15 protein-coding genes and 1 tRNA gene are annotated in these 17,789 nt (G+C 67.1%); 14 read left to right on the top strand and 2 right to left on the bottom strand.

Annotation, left to right across the window (positions count from 1 at the left end):
* Positions 1 to 79: 79 nt before the first annotated feature.
* From tig to Q7J39_RS17950, 6 genes are all read left to right on the top strand, one after another.
* Positions 80 to 1,438 carry a trigger factor gene (gene tig / locus Q7J39_RS17975; protein ID WP_304828587.1) on the top strand — a complete coding sequence of 453 codons (1,359 nt, stop codon included), beginning with the start codon at positions 80 to 82 and terminating at the stop codon, positions 1,436 to 1,438.
* Between the two features lie 176 nt (positions 1,439 to 1,614).
* Positions 1,615 to 3,540, top strand: a complete 1,926-nt coding sequence (locus tag Q7J39_RS17970) for a TonB-dependent siderophore receptor (RefSeq protein WP_304828465.1) — start codon at positions 1,615 to 1,617, stop codon at positions 3,538 to 3,540.
* Between the two features lies 1 nt (position 3,541).
* Entirely contained in the window at positions 3,542 to 4,078 is a 537-nt protein-coding gene (locus tag Q7J39_RS17965) for a YfiR family protein (RefSeq protein WP_304828462.1), read from the top strand.
* Positions 4,079 to 4,080: 2 nt separating this feature from the next.
* Positions 4,081 to 5,811, top strand: a complete 1,731-nt coding sequence (locus Q7J39_RS17960; protein ID WP_304828459.1) for an ATP-binding protein — start codon at positions 4,081 to 4,083, stop codon at positions 5,809 to 5,811.
* A 142-nt stretch (positions 5,812 to 5,953) separates the two neighbouring features.
* Positions 5,954 to 6,568, top strand: a complete 615-nt coding sequence (locus Q7J39_RS17955) for an ATP-dependent Clp protease proteolytic subunit (RefSeq protein WP_304780064.1) — start codon at positions 5,954 to 5,956, stop codon at positions 6,566 to 6,568.
* Positions 6,569 to 6,573: 5 nt separating this feature from the next.
* Positions 6,574 to 7,092, top strand: a complete 519-nt coding sequence (locus Q7J39_RS17950; protein WP_304828456.1) for a hypothetical protein — start codon at positions 6,574 to 6,576, stop codon at positions 7,090 to 7,092.
* On the opposite strand, the gene Q7J39_RS17945 is transcribed toward Q7J39_RS17950, so the two are convergent.
* Positions 7,082 to 7,291 (bottom strand): hypothetical protein, encoded by a 210-nt coding sequence (locus tag Q7J39_RS17945; protein ID WP_304828452.1) that lies wholly within the window; start codon positions 7,289 to 7,291, stop codon positions 7,082 to 7,084. The two genes, Q7J39_RS17950 and Q7J39_RS17945, sit on opposite strands and share 11 nt — an antisense overlap.
* A gap of 59 nt (positions 7,292 to 7,350) precedes the next feature.
* A complete protein-coding gene (locus Q7J39_RS17940) occupies positions 7,351 to 8,016 on the bottom strand; it encodes an HAD-IB family hydrolase (protein ID WP_304828449.1) in 666 nt (221 codons plus the stop codon).
* A gap of 337 nt (positions 8,017 to 8,353) precedes the next feature.
* Between Q7J39_RS17940 and clpX the strand changes: the two genes are divergently transcribed.
* The 8 genes from clpX to Q7J39_RS17900 all read left to right on the top strand — a co-directional run bounded on the left by clpX (position 8,354) and on the right by Q7J39_RS17900 (position 17,773).
* A complete protein-coding gene (gene clpX / locus Q7J39_RS17935; protein WP_304828446.1) occupies positions 8,354 to 9,616 on the top strand; it encodes an ATP-dependent Clp protease ATP-binding subunit ClpX in 1,263 nt (420 codons plus the stop codon).
* Between the two features lie 328 nt (positions 9,617 to 9,944).
* On the top strand, positions 9,945 to 12,344 hold the full coding sequence (lon, locus tag Q7J39_RS17930) for an endopeptidase La (RefSeq protein WP_304828443.1): 2,400 nt from the start codon (positions 9,945 to 9,947) through the stop codon (positions 12,342 to 12,344).
* A gap of 157 nt (positions 12,345 to 12,501) precedes the next feature.
* On the top strand, positions 12,502 to 12,774 hold the full coding sequence (locus tag Q7J39_RS17925; RefSeq protein WP_293493154.1) for an HU family DNA-binding protein: 273 nt from the start codon (positions 12,502 to 12,504) through the stop codon (positions 12,772 to 12,774).
* Between the two features lie 158 nt (positions 12,775 to 12,932).
* Positions 12,933 to 13,009 (top strand) — tRNA-Val (locus Q7J39_RS17920).
* Between the two features lie 59 nt (positions 13,010 to 13,068).
* The gene (locus tag Q7J39_RS17915; protein ID WP_304828440.1) at positions 13,069 to 13,986 is read left to right on the top strand and encodes an aldo/keto reductase; all 918 of its coding nucleotides are present in this window, start codon (positions 13,069 to 13,071) and stop codon (positions 13,984 to 13,986) included.
* Positions 13,987 to 14,064: 78 nt separating this feature from the next.
* Complete coding sequence (locus tag Q7J39_RS17910; RefSeq protein ID WP_304828437.1) at positions 14,065 to 15,990, top strand: NAD(P)/FAD-dependent oxidoreductase; 1,926 nt, start codon at positions 14,065 to 14,067, stop codon at positions 15,988 to 15,990.
* Between the two features lie 49 nt (positions 15,991 to 16,039).
* Positions 16,040 to 16,609 (top strand): NADPH-dependent FMN reductase, encoded by a 570-nt coding sequence (locus Q7J39_RS17905; RefSeq protein WP_304828434.1) that lies wholly within the window; start codon positions 16,040 to 16,042, stop codon positions 16,607 to 16,609.
* A 57-nt stretch (positions 16,610 to 16,666) separates the two neighbouring features.
* Positions 16,667 to 17,773 (top strand): hypothetical protein, encoded by a 1,107-nt coding sequence (locus Q7J39_RS17900; protein ID WP_304828431.1) that lies wholly within the window; start codon positions 16,667 to 16,669, stop codon positions 17,771 to 17,773.
* Positions 17,774 to 17,789 lie beyond the last annotated feature (16 nt).

The raw sequence follows: 17,789 nt of genomic DNA, 5'->3' as shown, positions 1-17,789 counted from the left end.
GGCGGCGCTTACCTATTCAGCCGAGGCGGACCTGAAAGGCGCACGACCCGCGCCGTGTCCGGAAAATCCAAGAATGTCGATGCAGATCGTTGAGAAGTCTGGTGAAGGCCTGAGCAAGGTTTTCAGCGTCACCGTCCCGATGTCGGACCTGGTCGAGCGCCTGGACGCAAAGATCGCCGAGATCACCCCCACCCTCAACATCAAGGGCTTCCGCCCCGGCAAGGTGCCGCAGGCCCACGTCCGCAAGCTCTATGGCAAGTCCATCATGAGCGAAGTGGTGGAGCAGACCCTCAACGAAACCACCCAGAAGGTGCTCGAAGAGAACAAGCTGCGCCCCGCCGGCGAGCCCGACCTGACGCCGAACGGCGACATGAACCAGGTCATCGATGGCAAGGCCGACCTGGCCTATGACATCGCCATCGAGGTGATGCCCGAGTTCGAGCCCACCGACCTGACGAAGATCTCGCTGAAGCGCCCCATCTATGAGCCCACCGACGCCGAGGTGAACGAGGCCGTCGACGAGCTGGCCAAGCAGAACCGCACCTATGAGACCCGCACCGGCAAGTCGCTGAAGGCCAAGGACGGCGACATGGTCGTCATCGACTTCATCGGCCGCGCGGACGGCGTCGCCTTCGAAGGCGGCACGGGCGTCGACACCGAGCTGGTGCTGGGCTCGGGCAGCTTCATTCCGGGCTTCGAAGAGCAGCTGGTCGGCGCCAAGCCGGACGACAAGGTCATGGTCAAGGTGACCTTCCCGGCCGAGTATCAGGCTCCGAATCTCGCCGGCAAGGACGCCGAGTTCGAGACCACGGTGAAGGAAGTGAAGGCTCCGGTGGAGTCCAAGGCCGACGACAGCCTGGCCGAGCGCCTGGGCGTCGAAAGCCTGGAAAAGCTGCGTGAGCTGCTGAAGACCAACCTGGAAAGCCAGTACGCCGGCGCCTCGCGCTTCAAGCTGAAGCGCGCCCTGCTGGACGTGCTGGACGAAAAGCACGACTTCCCGCTGCCGCCCAAGATGGTCGAGGCTGAATTCGCCCAGATCTGGGGCCAGGTGCAGTCCGACAAGGAACGCGGCACGCTGCCGCCGGAAGACCTGGAAAAGGCCGACGACGTCCTGCAGACCGAGTACCGCAAGATCGCCGAGCGCCGCGTGCGCCTGGGTCTGGTCCTGGCCGAGATCGGTCGCGTGAACAACGTCCAGATCACCGACCAGGAGCTGGCCGAGGCCATGCGCGCCGAAGCCATGCGCTATGGCCCGCAGGCCCAGCAGATCTTCGACTTCTTCCGCCAGAACCCCGCCGCCCAGGCCCAGCTCCGGGCCCCGATCTTCGAGGACAAGGTCGTCGACCTGATCATCGAACAGGCCAAGGTGAAGGATCAGAAGGTCTCCAAGGACGACCTGCTGAAGGAAGACGACATGCCCGCGGGCTACGGCGCCTAAGCCGACCCCAAGGACGAGATCGAGGGCGCCCCACGGGGCGCCCTTTTTCGTTGTGGAACCGGTTTGGGGGGTTTGCGTTTCGGTTCATTGCGGAGGGTTGCGGCGTCCTCAGGACGCCTGTCGCCGGGGTGGGTCACCCTTGAGCCGCTTGGTTCGCAGTGGGGCGGGGGCGCCGAATGCCATCCTTTGGTCAGATCAGCGGCCGAGCCCTGGCGCTCTGCGCGGGCTCAGCGCTGTTCATCGCAGCTCCAGCCTGGGCCGACGTTTCCGACGCCGGCGCGCTCAGCGATCTTTCCCGGCTGTCGCTGGAGGAACTGGCCAATGTGGAGATCACCTCGGTCTCCAAGCGCCCCGAGGCGCTGAGCGCCGCACCCGCCGCCATCTATGTCATCGGCAGCGACGATATCCGGCTCTCCGGCGCCGACAGCCTGCCCGAGGCGTTGCGCCTGGCCCCCAATCTCCAGGTCGCGCGGATGAACGCCTCGGGTTACGGAATTTCGGCGCGCGGCTTCAATCATTCGACCGGCACGTCCAACAAGCTGCAGGTGCTGGTGGACGGACGCAGCGTCTACACCTCCCTCTATTCGGGCGTGTTCTGGGACGCCCAGGGGGTCATGCTCGACGATGTCGAGCGCATCGAGGTGATCAGCGGGCCGGGGGGCGTGCTGTGGGGCGCCAATGCCGTCAACGGCGTCATCAACGTCATCACCCGCAAGGCCGCCGACACCCAGGGCGGATTGGTCAACCTGACCACCGGGTCCAACGACTCCGTCGCCAACCTGCGCTACGGCGGGCGGCTGGGGGAGACCGGCGCCTTCCGCATCTACGGCATGGCCGCCGACTATGGCGACAGCCGTACCCCCGCCGGCGGTGGCGGACGCGACAGCTGGGACCGGGCCCAGGCCGGGTTCAAGCTCGACTGGGGCGGGGAGGGCGACAGCGTCAGCCTGCAGGGTGACGTCTATGACGGCTCCAGCGACCCGGTGGCCGGAGCCCGGGCCGAGGGCGTCATCGGGGGCGGAAACCTTCTGGGCCGCTGGGTCCGTAGCCGGGACGGCGGCGTCCTGGAGGCTACCGCCTATTACGCCCGCGACCACCGGACCATCACCTCGGGCATCAGCGATAGCCTGGAGGTCTACAATCTGGATCTGCAGTACGCCCTGGCGTCGCGGGGCGGCCACACCCTCGTGGTGGGCGGCGGCTATCGGCAGAACCAGGACGATTTCCGCGGCGCCTTCCGCACCTCGTTCCTCGATCCCGCCAGCCGCACGACCCGGCTCGGAAATCTGTTCCTCCAGGACGAGATCGCCCTGCGCGACGACCTAACCCTCACCCTTGGTCTGAAGCTGGAGCACAACAGCTATACGGGCCTGGAATACATGCCCAACGCGCGGCTGGCCTGGCGCCCGAGCGATCATGCCCTGATCTGGGGGGCGGTCTCCCGTGGTGTGCGGACCCCCTCGCGCTTCGACCGCGACCTGATCAATCCCGGCCTGATCGCCGGCGGCCCCGACTTCGCTTCCGAGACCCTGATCGCCTATGAGCTGGGCTATCGCGGACAGCCCGCCGCCAACCTCTCGCTGTCGGTCTCGGCCTATTACAACGTCTACGACAACCTGCGGACCGCCGAGGCCAGCACGGCGGCGGTCTTCCCCCTGGTGATCCGCAACGGCATGCGCGGGGAGACCTATGGTGTCGAGGCCTGGGCCGCCTGGCAGGTGCGGGAAGGTTGGCGGCTGAGCGCCGGGGTCAACGCCCTGCGCAAGGACCTGTCCCTCGATCCGGCCAGCCGGGACATCTTCGGCGTGGACTTCGCCGGGAACGATCCGGACCTCCAGCTCTCGCTGCGGTCCCACATGAGCCTCACCCCCACCGTGGATCTGGATCTCGACCTTCGCAGCGTCGACCGCCTGAGGAGCCCGGCGGTCGCGGCCTATACCGAACTGGGCGCGCGGCTGGCCTGGCGGGTGACCGATCAGGTCGAGCTCGCGGTGGTCGGAGAGAACCTGCTCCAGGATCAGCACGTGGAGTTCGTGAACGGCTCGGTCGCCCGTCGTGAGATTCCGCGCGCCATACGCGCCAGCCTGCGCTGGGGATTCTGAGGTGAAGTGGGCGCCTGTGGTGTTGAGCGCCGCTGTCCTTGCCCTCACGACGGTGGGCGCCGCCGGCGCGGCGGGGAGTCTGGAGGCGCCGGTCAAGGCCACCTATCTCTACAAGCTCGTGCCCTTCGTGGAGTGGCCGGCGGGCGCCTTCGCCTCACCGACCCAGCCGGTTGTGTTGTGCCTGCTGGGCGGCGACCCGTTCGGGGCTGTCCTGGACCAGGCCGTGCGGGGCCAGAAGATCGGCGCGCGGGCCATCGTTGTTCACCGGCTGGCCAAGGCCGAGAAGGCGACCGGCTGTCACGTGCTCTATCTGTCGGCGCCCCGCGCGCTGGGTGCCGCCGAGGCCCTGCAAAGCGCCCATGGGGCGCCGGTGCTGACCGTCACCGACCAGGCCGCCGGGGCGGGTGCCGTCGTCAACTTCGTCCTGCGGGAGAACCGGGTCCGATTCACGATCGATTCCCGGGCCGCCGCCGAAAACGGCCTGACCATCAGTTCGAAGCTGCTCAGCCTGGCGCTCGACGCCCGGGCGGGGAGGTAGGCATGGCGCTTCTGGACAAGCTGCAGATCCGCTGGAGCCTGATCCCCGCCATCGCCGCCATCGGCGCGATCCTGCTGGTGCTCAGCGGCCTGGCGATCGGGGTTTATGACGAGCAGACCTACCGCGCCCAGAAGGTCCGCGAGGCCACGGCCCAGGGTGAGATTCTGGCCGCCACCGTCACCGCCGCGCTGGCCTTTGACGACCGTCCGGCGGCGCAGGAGTATGTCGAGGCGCTGCGGGTCAACTCGCAGGTGGTCTCGGCCGGAGTTTACAACGAGGCCGGCGCCCTGGTGGCCGACTACGCCCGAGATCCAGGCCGCCACGCCGATCCGACCGTGGCGCTTCACCCGCCCGCCTTCGTGGGGAGCCACCTGGTGGTGGTGACTCCGGTGTCGGAGGCCGGACAACGCCTGGGCCTGGTCGCCCTGCGCATCGACACCGACCCCATCGCCCGGCGGCTGTCGCGCTATGTCGGCCTGGGGCTGCTGCTGGTCATGGCCCTGCTGGTGGTCGGCGTGCTGGCCGCGGCGCACGCGGTTCTGACCCGCACCAACAGCGACCTGGCCGACGCCAACCGCAACCTCCAGGAGGAGATGCACGAGCGCGAGCGCGCCGAGAGCGCCCTGCGGCAGAGCCAGCGCATGGAGGCCATGGGCCAGCTTACCGGCGGGGTGGCGCATGACTTCAACAACATCCTGATGATCGCCTCCAGCGGCCTGGACCTGATGGAGCGCACCGACAAGCCCGAACGGCGCAAGATGCTGATCGACGGCATGCGCCAGGCCGTGGACCGCGGCGCCAGCCTGACCCGCCAGCTTCTGGCCTTCTCGCGCCGCACCTCGCTGCGGCCGGAGGTGATCGATGTGACCGCCCAGCTGGAGGGCATGCGCCTGCTGCTGGATCGCTCGCTGGGGGAGGACATCTCGGTGATTGTGGACCTGCCGCCGGATCTGTGGCGCGTTCACGTCGATCCATCCGAGTTCGAGTTGGCGATCCTGAACCTGGCGGTGAACGCTCGTGACGCCATGCCAGGCGGCGGCGCCATCACCATCAGCGGCTCCAACCGGCCGGCGGGGTCCGACGCCACCCTGCCGGGAGACCACCTGGTCCTGCGGGTCGCCGACACCGGCAGCGGCATGACCCCGGAGACCCTGTCGCGGGTGTTCGAGCCCTTCTTCACCACCAAGGCGGTCGGCAAGGGCACGGGCCTGGGGCTCAGCCAGGTCTACGGGTTCAGCCGCGCCTCCGGCGGCGACGTCCGGATCCAGAGTGAGGTCGGTCGGGGATCGACCATTCTCCTGCTGCTGCCGCGGACCGAGGAGCCCTTGCCGCTGGTGACCCCGGACCCGTCGCCGGTCACCCGGCCGCCGGGCGCGCAGGGCGACCTGTTGCTGGTGGAGGATGACGAGGGTGTCGCCACCCTGGTCTCGGGCATGCTCACCGAACTGGGCTACAACGTCACCCGCGTCGACTGCGCGGCGGGCGCTGTCGCCGCCCTGGAGGCCAATCCAGCCTTCGACATCGTGTTTTCGGACCTGGTGATGCCGGGCGAGATGGATGGCATTGCGCTCGCCCGCGAGATCGGCCGGCGTTGGCCCAGCCTGCCGGTGTTGCTGACCACGGGCTTCAGCCCAGGCGTCGCGGCCGCCGCCGCGGAGGGGCTCACCCTGCTCACCAAGCCCTACGGAATCGGCGCCCTGGCCGCCGCTCTGGACGCCGCGAGACCGAACTGAGGCCTCGCCAAACCAATTTCGCCAACTCTTAAGAGCTATCGGGGCTATTGGTCACCTTGCGCAGGCCACACCGGCACGCGATATCCAACGGGTACACGGCTCGCGTTCGAGAGTCGTTCACATCGAGAAGGGCTGCCTCCCAATGTTTGATCCGCCGACGACCGCCCTGAACCTTGTCCCGATGGTGGTCGAGCAGACCAGCCGCGGCGAGCGTGCATTCGATATCTTCTCCCGCCTCCTCAAGGAGCGGGTCATCTTCCTGAACGGTCCCGTCGAGGACGGGATGTCGGCGCTGATCTGCGCCCAGCTGCTCTATCTTGAGGCCGAGAACCCCAAGAAAGAGATTCAGATGTACATCAACTCGCCGGGCGGCGTGGTGACCTCGGGTCTCGCGATCTACGACACCATGCAATACATCAAGAGCCCCGTGGTCACCCTGTGCATGGGCATGGCGGCCTCGATGGGGTCCTTCCTGCTGATGGCCGGTGAGGCGGGTCAGCGGATTTCCCTGCCCAACGCCCGCATCATGGTCCACCAACCCTCTGGCGGTTACTCCGGCAAGGCCTCGGATATCGAGCGTCACGCCGAGGACATCATCAAGACGAAGCGCCGGCTGAACGAGATCTACGCCAAGCACACCGGCCGGTCCTACGAAGAGGTCGAGGAAAAGCTCGACCGCGACACCTTCATGACCGCCGACGAGGCCAAGGAATGGGGTCTGATCGACCTCGTCCAGGCCAATCGCTCGGAAGACTAGTCCCAATGGTCGCGCACACCCTGGTGGTGGGCGGGACCGGGATGCTTTCCGGACTTTGCGAGGCGCTCGCCGGCGACGGCGGGCGCCTTTCGTTTTTGTCGCGGCAGGCCTGCGGGCCCGACGGGTTCGCCTGCGATTACTACGATCCCGCAGCCTTCACGGCCGCCCTCGACGCCGCCGTCGCGCGGGCGGGGCCGATCAACCTCGCCGTCGCCTGGTTTCACACCCTGAAGATCGAGGCGCCGCGCCTTCTGGCGGAACGCGTCGAAGGCCGGTTGTTCCAGGTGCTGGGCAGCGCGGCGGCCGACCCGTCCCATCCCTGGCGGCTTGAGACGGCGCAGAGGGTGGCCGAGGATCTGCCGGGCTGCGACCTGCGCCAGGTGGTGCTAGGCTTTAAGGCCGAGCCCACAGGATCTCGCTGGCTCACCAACAATGAGATCTCCGCAGGCGTGCTGGACGCCGTCCGCAGCGATCGCCCCCTGACCATCATAGGTCAGACCAAGCCTTGGTCGGCTAAGCCCTGAGCCGGGCCTGTGCGGCCGCGATCAGGGCGTCGCCGTCCTGCGTCACGTCGAAGCGGTCAAAATCCCTGTCGTCGGCGGCGCGGACGTCGCCGAACAGGCCCTCGGGGTCCTCGTGGAAATGCAGGAAGGCGCGGGACTTGCGGTAGAAGACCCCGCGCTTCTTCTCGGTCAGGCCGGGCAGCGCGCGGACGCGGGCCAACAGGGGTTCCAGCTGATCCAGGGCTATCTCACCGGCGTGTTTCACTTGGCGTCAGACCTTCAGGGACGTTCCTTGAAGACACGATAGCCGCGGTGATCGGCGAGCTTCAACATCTCGCGGTCGCCGCTGGTGTCGCCATAGGCGGCTTTCAGGGTGAAGTCGGGTCCGAACATCGCTCGCAGGCGTCGCACCTTTTCCGGCCCGCGGCAATTTGACCCCAGGAAGCCGCCGGTCACCCGATCGTCAGTATCGAAGGCCAGTTCGGTGGCGATCAGGGCATCGGCCCCCAGGCCCCGGGCGAAGGGCGCCACGATCATGTCGGGCGAGGCGCTGACGATCACCAGCTTTGCGTGGCGTTGCCGCCAGCGCCGCCAGGTTTGCAGGGCGTCGGGCCGCAGCAGGCTGGGAGCTGCGACCTCGGCGAAGGCGCGGGCCTGGGTCTCCAGCTCGTCGCGGGTCATGCCCTTCAGGAACTCACGAACGGCCGCGGCCTTGATGCGTCCGCGGTTGCGGTGACCGAGATAGGAGATCGCCGCGGGGACCAGCCGGGTCATCCCCGCCATATAGCGGCCCTGATCCACGCGCCATTTGAGGAACTCGGTGAAACTGTCGCGGACGGTGATGGTGCCGTCGAAGTCGAACGCCACAACGCCCGCGTCCTCGATCTGATCGTCGAGCATTTCGTTGGAAGGTGCGCCGCCGCCGCGCAGAGACTTTTTCGCCATGGCCACCCCCTCGCGCCCCTGAGGGCGCGTGTCTATCGGGAGCAATCGGCAGGCGCAGCGCGGGCCTTGGGGGGCGAGGCGTTTCGCGGCGCCCGGAACCGAAGGCTTGTCCCGAACTGGCGCACACCCATCTAGGGATTCGGACTGGCCCGCCATCGGGCGCCCCGACCGCCAAATGTCGCGATGTCCCCCAAAGGCTTGTGATCCTTGGTCGGATCGGGGAATGTCAAGGATTAGACAACCTGCGGCGCGTATCCTGCATCGATGGCGTCAGGAACGCCTCCGGGGACGGACGTCCCGGCCAGCCGGCCGATCGTCGAAAGAGTGAGAAACGACCATGACCAAGGCCGCCAGCGGGGACTCCAAGAGCACGCTCTACTGCTCATTCTGCGGCAAGAGTCAGCATGAGGTCCGCAAGCTTATCGCGGGCCCTACCGTGTTCATCTGTGATGAGTGCGTAGAACTGTGCATGGATATCATTCGCGAGGAGCACAAAATCTCCTTCGTGAAGTCCAAGGATGGTGTGCCGACCCCCAAGGAAATCCGCGAAGTCCTCGACGATTACGTGATCGGCCAAGATCACGCCAAGAAGGTGCTCGCGGTTGCGGTTCACAATCACTACAAGCGCCTCAACCACGCCTCGAAGAATAACGACGTCGAACTGGGCAAGGCCAACATCCTGCTCATCGGTCCGACCGGCACCGGCAAGACCCTGCTGGCGCAAACCCTCGCCCGAATCATCGACGTGCCCTTCACCGTCGCCGACGCCACCACGCTCACCGAAGCGGGCTATGTCGGGGAAGATGTCGAAAATATCATCCTGAAGCTGCTTCAGGCTGCCGACTACAATGTCGAGCGGGCGCAGCGCGGCATCGTCTATATCGACGAGGTCGACAAGATCAGCCGCAAGTCGGACAACCCGTCCATCACCCGCGACGTGTCGGGCGAGGGCGTGCAGCAGGCCCTGCTGAAGATCATGGAAGGCACCGTCGCCTCCGTGCCGCCGCAGGGCGGGCGCAAGCATCCCCAGCAGGAGTTCCTGCAGGTCGACACCACCAACATCCTGTTCATCTGCGGCGGCGCCTTCGCCGGCCTGGAAAAGATCATCTCGGCCCGCGGCCAAGGCACCTCGATCGGCTTCGGCGCCAAGGTGTCGGACCCCGACGATCGCCGCACGGGTCAGATCTTCCGTCAGGTGGAGCCCGACGACCTGCTGCGCTTTGGCCTGATCCCGGAATTCGTCGGCCGTCTGCCGGTCATCGCGACCCTGGACGATCTGGACGAGCCGGCCCTGGTGAAGATCCTCACCGAGCCGAAGAACGCCTTTGTGAAACAGTACCAGCGTCTGTTCGACATGGAGAATGTCGGCCTGACCTTCACCGACGACGCCCTCAACGCGGTGGCCCGCAAGGCCATCATCCGCAAGACCGGCGCGCGCGGCCTGCGGTCCATCCTGGAAGGCATCCTGCTCGAGACCATGTACGAGCTGCCGACCTATGACGGCGTCGAGGAAATTGTGGTCAACGCCGAGGTCGTCGAAGGCCGGGCCCAGCCCCTGGTCATCTATGCCGAGCGCCGCGACAAGGGCGGCGCCGCCTAGGCTGCAACGCATCGCTGATCGTCAACGACCGCGGCCCCAAAGCCGCGGTCGTTTCCGTTCGGGTCACGGCGCCTGGCGCCTGGAGGCTCTTGCACCTGTTGCCGCGGCGCACCATTTCCTGTGTCTCGGGCGTCACCTGTTTCAGACGCATTGTCGCGGACGACCTGGCTCAGCTTGTAGAGGGGGCCAAAGCGTCCACATAAATGGCCGACAATTCGCCCACACCGGGCGGACGGGCCGACCGACTCAGACTCATCGTCTGGGGGAACCCGGTCGGAATATGGGACGGGCCCTGCTTTGGAAGGGGGTCCACCAGGAGTAGATGCACATGTCTGAGATCAAGACTCTGCCCATTCTTCCGCTGCGGGACATCGTTGTCTTCCCGCACCAGCCGGTGCCGCTGTTCGTGGGCCGCGAGAAATCGGTCCGCGCGCTGGAGGAGGCCATGAAGGCCCCCGGCAAACAGATCCTGCTCGCCACCCAGAAGGACAAGGACGACGACGATCCGTCGCCGGACGCCATCTATGACGTCGGCGTGGTGGCGTCGGTCCTGCAACTGCTGAAGCTTCCCGACGGCACCGTGAAGGTGCTGGTGGAAGGCAAGGCCCGCGCCGGCATCTCGAAATTCACCGATCAGGCCGAGTTCTACGAAGCCGAGGTCGCCTTCATCACCGAGGACGGCGCGGCCTCGACCGAAGCCGAGGCGCTGTCACGCGCCGTGGTCGAGCAGTTCGAGAACTATGTGAAGCTCAACAAGAAGGTGCCGCCGGAGGCGCTCGCCTCCATGCCGCAGGTCGACTCGCCCGGCGAGCTGGCCGACCGCATCGCGTCGCACCTGTCTGTGAAGATCGCCGAGAAGCAGAACCTTCTGGAGATCTTCAATGTCGTGAAGCGCCTGGAGAAGGTCTACGCCCTGATGGAGGGCGAGATCAGCGTCATGCAGACGGAAAAGAAGATCCGTAACCGCGTGAAACGCCAGATGGAGAAGACCCAGCGCGAGTACTATCTGAACGAGCAGATGAAGGCGATCCAGCGCGAGCTGGGCGAGCAGGACGACAGCCGCGACGAGCTGATCGAACTCGAGAAGCGCATCAAGAAGACCAAGCTCTCCAAGGAAGCCCGCACCAAGGCCGACAGCGAGCTGAAGAAGCTGCGCAACATGAGCCCGATGTCGGCGGAATCCACCGTCGTGCGCAACTACCTCGACTGGCTGCTGTCCATTCCGTGGGGCAAGGCCAAGACCAAGCCGATCGACCTGGTGAAGGCCGAGGCCGTCCTGGAACACGACCACTACGGTCTTGAGAAGGTCAAGGAACGCATCCTGGAATACCTGGCCGTCCAGGCCCGGACTGGATCCCTGAAGGGCCCGATCCTCTGCCTCGTCGGCCCGCCCGGCGTCGGCAAGACCTCGCTGGGCAAGTCCATCGCCGAGGCGACCGGCCGCGAGTTCGTGCGCGTGTCCCTGGGCGGGGTGCGTGACGAGGCCGAGATCCGCGGTCACCGCCGCACCTATATCGGCTCGATGCCCGGCAAGGTCATCCAGTCGATGAAGAAGGCCAAGTCCACCAACGCCTTCTTCCTGTTGGACGAGATCGACAAGATGGGCTCCGACTATCGCGGCGACCCGTCCTCGGCCCTGCTGGAAGTGCTCGACCCGGCGCAGAACTCCACCTTCGCCGACCACTATCTCGAGGTGGACTACGACCTGTCGCCGGTGATGTTCGTCACCACGGCCAACAGCCTGAACATGCCCCAGCCCCTGCTGGACCGCATGGAGATCATCCGCATCCCCGGCTACACCGAGGAAGAGAAGCTGGAGATCGCCAAGCGCCACCTGCTGCCCAAGCTGACCAAGGACCACGGCCTGACGCCGGTGGAGTTCGTCGTCCCCGACGACACCATCCGCGACCTGATCCGCTACTACACCCGGGAAGCCGGGGTGCGGTCGCTGGAGCGGGAACTGGGCAACCTGGCGCGCAAGACCGTCCGGGACCTGGGCCGCGAGAAGCTGCTGGCCATCACTGTCGATGACGAGCGCCTGGCCAAGTACGCCGGGGTCAAGAAGTACCGCTACGGCGAGACCGACGCGGAGGACCAGGTCGGGATCATCACCGGCCTGGCCTATACCGACTTCGGCGGCGACATCCTGACCATCGAGGCGGTCAAGATGCCGGGTAAGGGCCGCATGTCCATCACGGGCAACCTGAAGGACGTGATGAAGGAATCCATCTCGGCGGCGCACTCCTATGTCCGCAGCCGGGCGGTGCACTTCGGGATCGAACCGCCGGTCTTCGAGAAGACCGACGTCCACATCCACGTTCCGGACGGCGCGACCCCCAAGGACGGTCCGTCGGCCGGCGCGGCCATGGCCACGGCCATCGTCTCGGTGCTGACCGGTATCCCGATCCGCAAGGACATCGCCATGACCGGCGAGGTCACCCTGCGCGGCCGGGTGACGGCCATCGGTGGGCTGAAGGAAAAGCTGCTGGCGGCCCTGCGCTCCGGGGTCAAGACCGTGCTGGTCCCCGAAGAGAACATGAAGGACCTCGCCGATGTGCCCGACAGCGTGAAGAACGGGCTGGAAATCATCCCGGTCTTCAACATCGACCAGGTGCTGTCGCATGCCCTGACCCAGCCGCTCGTGCCGATCGAGTGGACAGAGCCGGCGGCGCCCGCGATCCCCGTCGTGGCCGATGACAGCGATCCAGAGGCGGTTTTGACGCACTGAATCCCGTATTAACTGCAAATAATTGGGCGGCGCGGGGTATTCCCGCGCCGCCTTCGTTTGACGCCTGCCGCGAGACCGCCATAATCCCCTGACGCGAAGTAATCTCGCGAACACCGCGGGGGGTCCGCGGACGTATAACGGGCTGGGAGAACACCACATGACCAAGGCCGAACTCGTCACGGCGATCGCCGAGAAGGCGGGCCTCAACAAGGCGCAGGCGAAAGACGCGCTGGAAGCCTTCATCGACTCCGTCACCGCCTCGCTGAAGAGCGGCGAAGAAGTCCGGCTTGTCGGCTTCGGCAGCTTCGTGCCGGTCAACCGCGCGGCGGGTACGGCGCGCAATCCGCGCACCGGCGAAACCGTGCAGCGTCCCGCGTCCAAGACCGCGCGCTTCCGGGTCGGCGAAGGCCTGAAGAGCTCGCTGAACTAAGCCGCTCAGGCTCAACAGCTATTCCGAAGGGGCGGTCGCCGGGGAGGCGGCCGCCCTTTTCATATGGGGGTTTCTGCGCGCCGGGGAGGGCGCTAAGAACCGCCTCCAAGGGCGCGTCAGGGTTAAGTGGAAGCCCCCCCGACGCGCCCCACTTCTACGGGCGGCTAGCTCAGCTGGTCAGAGCACCTGGTTTACACCCAGGGGGTCGGGGGTTCGAACCCCTCGCCGCCCACCATCCTGCTTCGCTCTACGAGCTTCGCAGGACAGGTCCTTCCGCCGCACCAAAGTGAGCCCATGCTCTACCGCCCCCTCGGCAAGACCGGCCTGACCGTTTCGGAGATCGGCTTCGGCTGCGCCAGCTGGTGGGGTCAGAGGGCGTTTGACGAGGGCCAGGCCGTCGCCCTGGTGCATGCGGCCCTCGACCGCGGCGTCACCTTCCTCGACACCGGCGCCAGCTATTCCGGCGGCGCCGCCGAGCCGCGGCTGGGGCGGGCCTTACGGGGGCGTGATCTCGACGGCCTGGTGATCGCCACCAAGGCCGGCACCGCCCACGACGGCCGCCGGATCGTGCGCGACATGTCGCCGGCCGCCATCGAGGCCAGCGTCCTGCGAAGCCTGGCCAACCTGGGGCTGGAGCGCCTGCCGCTGCTGCAACTTCATGGTCCCGCCGTCGCCGACCTGACCGACGACCTGCTGGCGGCCCTGGAGGGCCTGAAGGCGCGGGGCTTGGTCCAGGCCTTGGGGGTCAACAGCTTCGATCCCGCCGTTATCGACCACGTGGCGGGCCTGCCGCAGTTCGACGTGGTGATGGTGGACTACAACGTCCTGCGGCCGGAGCGCGGCCCGCTGATCGCCCGCGCGGCGGCGGCGGGGAAGGGGGTGCTGGCGGGCATGCCCCTGGCCATGGGCCATACCGGGGGCCAGGTCCTGAAGCTTCGAGCGCCGCGCGACCTCTGGTACGCCCTGCGCGCCCTGAAGAACCATCGCGCCGAGGTGCTGGCGGGGCGGCGCTTCGGCTTTCTGCACCGGCAGCCCGACATCAGCGGCGCGCAGGCGGCCCTGGCCTACGTCCTGGCCAACCCCGATGTCGCCTGCGCCGTCACCGGGACCACACGGATGGCCCATCTGCTGGACAATCTTGAAGCGTCGGGCCGCGGGCTGCCCCCGGCCTTGGCGGCCGCGATCGCCCGGGCGCAAAGCGCCGCGACCTGACGTCGGGGCGCCCCTTTCGCCGGACGCCAAGAGGCGTAGTCTGCCTGCAAGAACAACGATAAATCAGGGCAGGAAACCATGGCCAAGCTTGATCTGAGTGCGCTCGACCAGGCGCTGGAGGCGGCGCATCAGCCGGCCCTGGCCGCCGCCCTTGTCCAGATGACCGGCGATCTGCACTGGCTGCGCCAGGAATGGACTCCCACCTACACGCCGCTGTCGCGCGGCGAGACCGGGGTGCCGGAGGCCGAGCAGGCCAGGTTCCGCGCCGAGGCCAAGGCCGCCATCCTCGACTGGGTCGCCAAGGGCTCGCCGCCCACCATCACCCCCGACCCCGCCGCCCTGCGCCGGATGATGAGCTTCGTGGCCGGCGCCGACATCCCCGAGAACTATGCCGACTTCCTGAATGACGAGCTGGCCATCGGCGGCCAGTCCAGCAAGGACCCGCAGTGGACCACGCCGGTCCTGAAGGCCGCCGCCCGACGCATGCATGTGCTGGTGATCGGGGCGGGCATGTCGGGCCTGTTGACCGGCATCAGGCTGACCCAGGCCGGGGTCGACTTCGAGATCGTCGAAAAGAACGCCGATGTCGGCGGCACCTGGCTCGAGAACACCTATCCCGGCTGCCGGGTCGACAGCTCCAACCACATCTATTCCTATTCCTTTGAGCCGAACCACAACTGGCCGCAGCACTTCTCCACCCAGCCGGTGCTGCTGGACTATTTCCGCGGCGTCGCCGACCGCTACGACCTGCGCAAGAAGATCGCCTTCGAGACCAGCGTCGAGGAGATGGTCTGGGACGAGGCCCGCGCGGTCTGGAAGGTCACGCTGAAGACCGCCAGGGGGACCGAACAGGTCGAAGCGACCTCGGTGATCACCGCTGTGGGCCAGCTCAATCGCCCGCGCCTGCCCGATGTGAAGGGCAGGGACCGCTTCAAGGGCCCGGCCTTCCACTCCGCCCAGTGGCGCCATGACATCGACCTGACCGGCAAGCGGGTGGCGGTGATCGGCGCCGGGGCCAGCGCCTTCCAGTTCGTGCCGGAGATCGTCGGCAAGGTGGCAAGCCTGACGGTCTTCCAGCGCACCCCGCCCTGGGGCTTCCCCACGGCGCACTATCATGAGGACGTGCCGGCCGGGATGAACTGGCTGCTGGAGCACATCCCCAACTACGACAAATGGTACAGGTTCTTCCTGTTCTGGATGGTCACCGACGGTCTGCTGGACGGTGTGCGGGCTGACCCCGCCTGGCAGGGCGACGAAACCGCGGTCAGCGCAGCCAACGCCATGTTCCGCGCCATGGTGGCCGAGGCCTTGCGCATGCAGGCCGCCGATCGTCCCGACCTGGCCGAGAAGGTGATCCCCACCTATCCGGTGGGAGGCAAGCGCGCCCTCTTGGACAACGGGGTCTGGATCGCCGCGCTCAAGCGCCCGAATGTCGAGCTGGTCACCGACGCCCTGGCCGAGATCACCGAGACCGGCATCGTCACCGCCGACGGGACGGCGCGCGAGTTCGACGTGATCATCTACGGCACCGGCTTCCACGCCAGCCGATTCCTCTATCCGATGAAGATCAAGGGTCGCGGCGGGGCCGATCTGCACGACACCTGGGATGGCGACGCGCGCGCCTATCTGGGCATGACCACCCCCGGTTTCCCCAACCTTTTCATGATCTACGGCCCCAATACCAATATCGTCGTCAACGGCTCGATCATCTTCTTCTCCGAGTGCAGCGTCCGCTACATCCTGGGCTGCCTGAAGCTGCTGGCCGAGACCGGGGCCAATGCCATGGAGCCCAAGGCGGAGGTCCACGACGCCTTCAACATCAAGGTCGACGCGGGCAACAGGCTGATGGCCTGGGGGGCGCCGCAGGTGACCAGCTGGTACAAGAACGAGAAGGGCCGGGTCAGCCAGAACTGGCCCTTCGCCCTGGTGGACTACTGGCGCGCCACCCTGGCGCCCGACCCGCAGGACTTCCTGCTGTCGCGGGAACGCGAGATGGCGGGGTAGGGGGCTCGGGGGCTATATGGGGGCCACGCGTTCGTTCCCGTGAGGTCCCATGTCGCTCAAGCTCCACACCATCATCTGCAGCACCCGGCCGACCCGGCTGGGTCCGAAGATCGCGCAATGGTTCGACGCCATCGCCCAGGGCCACGACGGCTTTGACGCCGAGCTGGTGGATTTGGCGAGCTTCAACCTGCCGGTTTTCGACGAGCCCAAGCATCCCCGCCTGCGCGACTACGCCCACGACCACACCAAGGCCTGGAGCAAGAGCGTCGACGCCGCCGACGCCTTCGTGTTCGTGACGCCGGAGTACAATTACGGGCCGCCGCCGTCCTTCACCAACGCGGTCAACTACCTGGTCCAGGAGTGGGCCTACAAGCCCGCGGCCTTCATCAGCTACGGCGGCGCCTCGGGCGGGCTGCGGGCGGTGCAGATGGAAAAGCTGCTTCTCACCAGCGTGAAGGTGATGCCGATCCCCGAGGGGGTCGCCCTGCCGATGTTCAACCAATACCTGACGGACTCGGGCTTCCAGCCGCCGGAACTGCAGGACAAGGCCGCTGGCGCCATGCTGAGCGAACTGGCGCGCTGGGCGACGGCGCTCAAGACCTTGCGCGCGCCAAGCTAGACAGTTGCCAGGCGTTCCGTCCCAATGTTCAACTATGTGTTGAGCAGGGAGGGCGGCATGACCCAAGGCGTTGTGACGGTGCAGGGCTTGCGCCTGCGGGACGGACCGGATGGGGCGGCCGTCGCCCCCAGCCTGGACAAGGGCGTCCGGGTCGAGATGTTCGAGTCCACGGCGGGCTGGACGCGGATCACCACCCTGCGGGCGCCGGTCCGCAGCGGTTGGGTCGCCAGTCAGTTCCTCGCCCAGACCGTGGCGGTCGTCATGCCCTCCGCTCCGGCCCCGGCGCCGCCGCCGATGCCCGACGACCCGGCCCACCCGGTGACCGTCGTGGGGTCCAAGGCCATCGCGCCGGACGGACGGGCCTTCGCCTCGGTCCACAAGGGCGGCTTCTACACCATAGGCCGGACCTCCTTGGCCGCTTGGCTGGCGGGCAATCCGCCGCCAGCCGACCTCAAGCCCTCGGCGGTGCGAGTGGTCCGCGCCATCTCGGCCAATGAGGGGCTGCTGGAGGCGATCAACTCCTACGACAACAGCTACATGTCCTTCGGCGTCTTCCAGTGGACCTGCGGCCCGGCCACCGATCCGGGGGAGCTGCCGGCCTTGCTCGCGGTGCTGAAGCGGACCTCGCCCAGCGCCTTCCAGGACTGCTTCGGCCGCTACGGCCTGGATGTGAAGACCTCGGGGCCCGCGCCGACGACAGGCTATCTGGTGCTGAATGGCGTGGTGCTCGACACCGCGGCGCGGAAGCTTCAGCTGCGCCGGCCGACCTGGGCCTACCGGTTCTGGCGCGCGGGGCACCATCACGACATGCGGGCCTGCGAGTTGAGCTTCGCCGCCGGCCGCATGGCTCGGTTCCTGGACGCCAAGGCGGCCGGTTTCGCGGTCCGCCGCTGGTTCACCTCCGAGCAGGGGGTGGCCCTGGTGCTGGACGAGCACGTCAACCGGCCGGGCCATGTGCCGGGCACCCTGGCGGCGGCCATCGCCAGGATCGGCGCCACGGACCCCACCAACTGGAAGACCGCCGACGAGGCCAGACTGATCGCCGCCTACGTCCTGGCCCGCAAGGCCACCAATATGACCCACCCGATTCAGCGCGCCGAACGGATCGCCGACGCTGTGAACCAGAACACCCTGTCGGAGGATCGCGGCTCTTTCCTGGTCTGAGACCGGGTGGCGGCGG

It is taken from the genome of Phenylobacterium sp. (assembly GCF_030651185.1).
In the GTDB taxonomy this organism is placed as follows: domain Bacteria; phylum Pseudomonadota; class Alphaproteobacteria; order Caulobacterales; family Caulobacteraceae; genus Phenylobacterium.
Note: the sequence above shows the minus strand (reverse complement) of the source record. Positions and strands in the feature narration are given on the sequence as shown.

Coding starts and splice junctions, on each gene's coding strand:
- tig (WP_304828587.1), top strand. CDS start 80: ATGCAGATCGTTGAGAAGTCTGGTGAAGGCCTGAGCAAGGTTTTCAGC.
- Q7J39_RS17970 (WP_304828465.1), top strand. CDS start 1,615: ATGCCATCCTTTGGTCAGATCAGCGGCCGAGCCCTGGCGCTCTGCGCG.
- Q7J39_RS17960 (WP_304828459.1), top strand. CDS start 4,081: ATGGCGCTTCTGGACAAGCTGCAGATCCGCTGGAGCCTGATCCCCGCC.
- Q7J39_RS17955 (WP_304780064.1), top strand. CDS start 5,954: ATGTTTGATCCGCCGACGACCGCCCTGAACCTTGTCCCGATGGTGGTC.
- Q7J39_RS17950 (WP_304828456.1), top strand. CDS start 6,574: ATGGTCGCGCACACCCTGGTGGTGGGCGGGACCGGGATGCTTTCCGGA.
- Q7J39_RS17940 (WP_304828449.1), bottom strand. CDS start 8,016: ATGGCGAAAAAGTCTCTGCGCGGCGGCGGCGCACCTTCCAACGAAATG.
- clpX (WP_304828446.1), top strand. CDS start 8,354: ATGACCAAGGCCGCCAGCGGGGACTCCAAGAGCACGCTCTACTGCTCA.
- lon (WP_304828443.1), top strand. CDS start 9,945: ATGTCTGAGATCAAGACTCTGCCCATTCTTCCGCTGCGGGACATCGTT.
- Q7J39_RS17925 (WP_293493154.1), top strand. CDS start 12,502: ATGACCAAGGCCGAACTCGTCACGGCGATCGCCGAGAAGGCGGGCCTC.
- Q7J39_RS17915 (WP_304828440.1), top strand. CDS start 13,069: ATGCTCTACCGCCCCCTCGGCAAGACCGGCCTGACCGTTTCGGAGATC.
- Q7J39_RS17910 (WP_304828437.1), top strand. CDS start 14,065: ATGGCCAAGCTTGATCTGAGTGCGCTCGACCAGGCGCTGGAGGCGGCG.
- Q7J39_RS17905 (WP_304828434.1), top strand. CDS start 16,040: ATGTCGCTCAAGCTCCACACCATCATCTGCAGCACCCGGCCGACCCGG.
- Q7J39_RS17900 (WP_304828431.1), top strand. CDS start 16,667: ATGACCCAAGGCGTTGTGACGGTGCAGGGCTTGCGCCTGCGGGACGGA.